This is a genomic window from Deltaproteobacteria bacterium (genome assembly GCA_016183235.1).
Classification (GTDB): Bacteria; UBA10199; UBA10199; order DSSB01; family JACPFA01; genus JACPFA01.
On sequence record JACPFA010000029.1, the window covers coordinates 1 to 5820 of the forward strand.

Here is a 5820-nt window from a genome sequence, read left to right on the forward strand (position 1 = left end):
TAATGCGTTAACCAGCACGCGAATATGAGGTTGAAAAGTTCTCGAGGCTCTGAGGTCCAAATCTCAACCCCTAGGCACGATCACTTTAGCCTTGACCAAGAGGTCATCCATATGAGGGTCGCCGCTGGAGCGCCGGGTCGGCAAAACCACCTCACCTTCAAAGTCACTTTACTCTCTTTTTAGGTGCAACAAAAATCCTCTAGCTTTTCTTAAGGTAATTAGGCTAAAAATGTCCCTCTGTGCCATCCATGAGCCTGGAATGGCAAAGCGCGAACTTAAAGGAGATTCAAATTATGGCAACGGTTTATTATGATCAAGATGCCGATTTAGCCTTATTAAAGGACAAAAAGATTATTATTTTTGGTTATGGGTCGCAGGGCCACGCCCATGCCCAAAATTTAAGGGATTCGGGGCTCGATGTCTCGATTGCCCTCAAAGCCAACGGCCCTTCTTATAAAAAGGCCGTAGCTGCCGGTTTTAAGGTTTATACGGATCCAGCCGAAGCTGCCAAGAATGCCGACATCGCCATGATTGTCATCCCCGATGAATCTCAAAAGGCACTTTATGACAGTGCCCTCAAAGATCATCTGAAAAAAAATGCCGCGTTATTTTTTGCCCATGGTTTTAATATTCATTTTAAACGAATCGTACCCCGCGCTGACTTAGATGTTATTCTCATTGCACCCAAGGGGCCAGGTCATTTGGTAAGAGATCAGTTTACCGATGGCAAAGGAGTCCCTTGTCTTATCGCCGTTGAACAAGATGCCACTGACATGGCGTGGAAGTTGGGGCTGGCCTATGCCCGCGGTATTGGGGGCACTCGAGCCGGCGTTATCAAAACCACTTTCAAAGAAGAATGCGAAACCGATTTGTTTGGTGAACAAGTGGTGCTGTGCGGTGGTTTAACCGCGCTCATTCAAAATGGTTTTGAAACCCTTATCGAAGCCGGTTACCAACCCGAGGTTGCCTATTTTGAATGCCTGCACGAAGTTAAGTTGATTGTTGATCTTGTCTATGCCGGTGGCATTGCCAACATGCGCTATTCTATTTCTGACACAGCCGAATATGGCGATGTTACGCGTGGCCCACGCATTATCGACAGCCACACCCGCAACACCATGGAAAAAATCTTAAAAGAAATTCAAAGTGGTGAATTTGCCAAAGAATATATTCAAGAAAAAGAAAGTGGCTCACCCAACTTTAATCGATTGCGCAAGATCGGCGAAAATCATCCTATTGAAAAGGTTGGCAAGCAGTTGCGTGCCATGATGCCTTGGATTGGCGGAGCCCTCGATCGCAATAAACGGTAACTCTTCCTATGCCTCGCTTTCGTTTTGCCCCCTCTCCCACTGGCCATTTACATATCGGCGGCACCCGTACCGCCCTTTATAATTTTTTGATGGCCAAAAAAACGGGGGGTCAATTTATTTTACGCATTGAAGACACCGATCAAGAACGCTCAACCCAAGAATATGTCGAATCGATCCTCCAAGGCATGCAGTGGCTAGGCCTTTCCTGGAATGAAGGCCCTTATTTTCAAACGGCTCGGGCTAAAATTTACCAAGAACATATTGAAAAACTACTACATCAAGGTCAAGCTTACCGCTGTTATTGTTCCGTCGAACAACTTGAGACCATGCGCAAAACAGCCCTGAAGGCTGGTCTTAAGCCAAAATACAATGGCACTTGTCGTGAGTTAAACCAACAAGACACCAACCAACCCCATTGCATCCGTTTTAAATCAAAACAATGGGGTGTCACAAAAGTTGTAGACCTTATCAAGGGTGGGGTAGACTTTGATAATGCCGAACTCGATGATTTTATCATCGCCCGCACCGATGGCTCTCCAACTTATAATTTCGTCGTTGTGGTTGATGATGTCGACATGAAAATCACCCACGTGATTCGTGGCGATGATCATCTCAACAATACCCCTCGCCAAGTTTTACTCTATGAAGCACTTAACTATCCCATTCCCCAATTCGCCCACGTCCCCATGATTTTAGGGGCTGATAAAAAACGTTTGTCCAAACGTCACGGCGCCACCAGTGTCACCGCTTACCGCGACATGGGTTATTTACCAGAGGCCTTGGTCAATTATTTAGTGAGATTGGGTTGGGCCTGTGGAGATGAAGAAATTTTTAATCTAGAAGAATTAATTCAAAAATTTGACATTCAAGATGTCGGCAAATCAGCCGGAGTTTTTAACCCAGAAAAATTATTATGGCTTAATGGGCATTACATCCGCCAAGCCACCCCTCAACATTTATTGGAACATGCAAAACCCTTCTTTGCTCAAAGCAGCATTTTGCTCAATGAAGATGCGTTCACCTTAAAGGCCATTGCCAGTTGCCAAGAAAAAGTCAAAACTCTATTAGAGCTAGTAACCTTATCGCAGTTTTATTTTACCGAAGATTACCCCTTTGTCGTTGAGGCAAAGGAAAAATTTCTTAAACCCGAACATAAGGCCTTGTTAACCGAATTAAAGACATTTTTAGAAACCTTAGATCCATTTTCAAAAGAAAACCTAGAAACCCAACTCAAGGCCTTTGCTGAAAAAAAATCTATTAAATTCAATGCCTTAGCTCAACCCTTGCGAGTTGCCCTCACCGGCACTACCGTAAGCCCCAGCCTATTTGACCTCCTTGCCATCCTCGGCAAAGAGAAAACCCTCACCCGCCTCCATCGAGTGTTGAATCTACCCTTAGCGTAGGTCGTATACTAAATGTATACGAAAAGATGCCTAATTTGCTGTTTGTACAGGAATTTCTATCGAGCTCAACCGAAAACTAGTTTAGAAAATTAAAAAATACCCATCCTACCCTGACACTTGGGAGGGACTCGAAAGAGTAACCCTCCCATTTTTTTTGTGGCTCGTCTAATGTGAAGGGTACCTCTAATAACCTGGATTTGGGGGGACCTCTAAAAAGGGCCCAGATGCAAGGCGCCCGCAAAGACGCGACCGGAGCGTACACGTAAGTACGTAAGGATCGCGGCTTTGCGGGCAACACCGCAGATGGGCCCTTTTTAGAGGTCCCCTGAAAGTGATTTTCAATATCAGGCTTTCCATTGACTTATACCCCCTTTTCATTTAAATCTAAGACGTGACCTCGACACATAAAACCGTGGCGGACCTCCGTATAGGCGAAGTGGGCGTCATTAAGGACTTTATTCTTAGCAATACGTTTGTCCATAAATTAAGGGAAATGGGGCTTACCTGCGGTGCTAGTGTGCTTATCAATAAAATCGCCCCCTTTGGTGACCCTATTGAATTAAAAATCCGAGATTATCGGCTGTCGATCCGTCGCAAAGATGCCCGTCATATCCTCTTAGAATCTAAAAAATAACTTCCCATGGATTGCCACTCCCCCTCCCATTCAGAAACTGCCCAATGTGAAATCCCCACTGTCTTGATTATCGGTAATCCCAATACCGGCAAAACCACGCTCTTTAATGCCCTCACCGGCGCTCAACAAAAAGTCGCCAATTATCCGGGCATAACGGTTGAAAAAAAGATCGGCATGTGTCGCGTAAAAAAAGACCAAGCGGTTCGCGTAGTCGACTTGCCCGGTTGTTATAGCCTCATTGCGCGCTCCCCCGAAGAACAAATTGCCCATGATGCCCTACTAGCCATCAAACCAGGTTTTGAAAAACCTGACCTTGTGATTTGCATTGTCGATGCCACCAATCTTGAACGTAACCTTTACTTAGCACTTCAAATTTTAGAACTCCAAGTGCCCATGCTCTTAGCCCTCAACATGATCGACGAAGCGGGTAAAAAACAAATCTTTATTAATCATGTAAAATTATCAGAACAATTAAAAGTGCCGGTTATTCCCATGGCCGCCGCTAAGCAGCAAGGCATCACACTATTAAAACATCACCTTGCTCATTTCATCAACAACCCAACTCAAGAAAAATTCAAACGCCCATGGCACTTGAACCCTGAAATAGAACAACAAATTGAAAACTTCCGAACCCAATTAGTAGAAAAGCAATGGGCCAACCCTGCAACGTCAGATGGCGAAGCCATCTGGCTTTTGACGACTGTAGCCAGCCACCCTCTTGAACCTTTAAATATAAATTCAAAACTTTATCTTTTCATTCAATCCACTTTAGAAAAAATTCGTACTTTGACTTTGGATTTTGTAGGTAAGGTGATTGAAGCGCGCTACGCTTGGATTAATGAACACATCAAACCATTCATCCAACATCCAGCGATCGCTCCCATAACTTCTTCAGATCGAATCGACAAAGCGTTAACCCATAAGTTTGCCGGGCCCCTCTTATTGCTGTTGGTGTTTGCCTTATTATTTCAACTTATCTTCACCGGCGCTGACCCCTTTATCACTTTTCTAGAAGACTCCGTTTTATGGTTATCGCAACGGGTCGATGCCTTATTACCCCCAGGTTTGATCAAAGATTTTATCATGGGGGGAATTATCAATGGCGTTGGTAATGTGATTGTCTTTATTCCTCAAATTGCTTTTTTGTTTGGTTTCTTAGCTATTTTAGAAGAATCCGGTTATTTAGCCCGCGCGGCTTTTATTATTGACCGCCTCATGTATGCAGTGGGCCTGCATGGCAAGGCCTTTATTCCCCTGCTTTCTTGCTTTGCTTGCGCCATTCCAGGGATCATGGCCTCTCGCACCATCGAAGATCGCAAAGACCGCTTGATCACTATTTTAGTTGCTCCGCTCATGACCTGTTCGGCGAGGCTTCCGGTGTATGCACTCATTATCGCCATCATTTTCCCCCCCAATGAAAAATGGTTGGGAATTTTTTCCTGGGGCGGACTGGTCTTTTTATTTCTCTATTTTCTGGGCACATTCATGGCCCTTACCATGGCCCTTCTTTTTAAACGAACCATACTCAAAGGCCCTCCACCTCCATTGGTACTTGAAATGCCGCCCTACCGACGCCCTCGTCTTAAAAATATTTTTATTAAAATGCTCAACAGCTCCAAAGTATTTTTATCCCAAGCGGGCACAATTATTTTTATCACTTCACTTGTGCTTTGGGTATTGCTCACTTTCCCCCGCACCACCCATTTTTCAAAAGACTACGATGCCATGATTCAACAAACGGCGGATCAACCCACAATACAAAAATTATGGGCCGAGAAAAAAAGTGAGTCCCTGCGCAATAGTTTTGCCGGGAAATTAGGCCACGTGATTGAACCTGCCATTGCCCCACTGGGATTTGATTGGAAAATCGGGGTTGGCCTCATTGGTAGTTTTGCCGCAAGAGAGGTGCTCATCAGCACCTTAGGCATCGTCTACGGCGTAGGCGAAGCCGACGAAACCAGCCAACCTTTACGAGAAAAATTACAAAACGAAATCAACCCCGAAACCGGGAAAAAAGTTATAACTCCTTTGGTGGGTTTTTCTCTCATGATCTTTTACGTGCTGGCATGCCAGTGCATGTCAACCTTGGCGGTAGTGCGCAAAGAAACTGGCACATGGAAATGGCCTGTATTTATTTTTGGCTATATGAGTGTGCTAGCCTATTTAGGAAGCCTTGCCGTTTACCAAATCGGCAGCCGCTTAGGGTTTTAGTCTGAACTAAACAAACTACTTATCTCGTCACCAAAAAGCGCCCGGTTAAAAATCATACAATCTAGTAGAGTCATATTATAATAACTGGTCGCTGAGCCTGGAACTACGGCCCCTATTTTAATGGTAAGCGATCAAGCAAGTCCATCTTACAAGCGGTAAGGAAATGATATAAAAGATCTGCCATAACCAGGAGGTGATGAATGGCAGACATCAATAAGCGTGAGGCGAGGGAGCGGCATTGGCAGGGGAAGATTGAGGCACA

The 5820-nt window shown here is 44.8% G+C and carries 4 protein-coding genes; all 4 read left to right on the forward strand.

Annotation, left to right across the window (positions count from 1 at the left end):
• Positions 1-293 precede the first annotated feature (293 nt).
• Positions 294-1310 (forward strand): ketol-acid reductoisomerase, encoded by a 1017-nt coding sequence (gene ilvC, locus HYU97_07420; GenBank protein MBI2336572.1) that lies wholly within the window; start codon positions 294-296, stop codon positions 1308-1310.
• An 8-nt stretch (positions 1311-1318) separates the two neighbouring features.
• Positions 1319-2713 (forward strand): glutamate--tRNA ligase, encoded by a 1395-nt coding sequence (gene gltX, locus HYU97_07425; GenBank protein MBI2336573.1) that lies wholly within the window; start codon positions 1319-1321, stop codon positions 2711-2713.
• A 391-nt stretch (positions 2714-3104) separates the two neighbouring features.
• Positions 3105-3347 (forward strand): ferrous iron transport protein A, encoded by a 243-nt coding sequence (locus HYU97_07430; protein ID MBI2336574.1) that lies wholly within the window; start codon positions 3105-3107, stop codon positions 3345-3347.
• 6 nt (positions 3348-3353) lie between these two features.
• The gene (feoB, locus tag HYU97_07435) at positions 3354-5558 is read left to right on the forward strand and encodes a ferrous iron transport protein B (protein MBI2336575.1); all 2205 of its coding nucleotides are present in this window, start codon (positions 3354-3356) and stop codon (positions 5556-5558) included.
• The last annotated feature ends 262 nt before the right edge of the window (positions 5559-5820 follow it).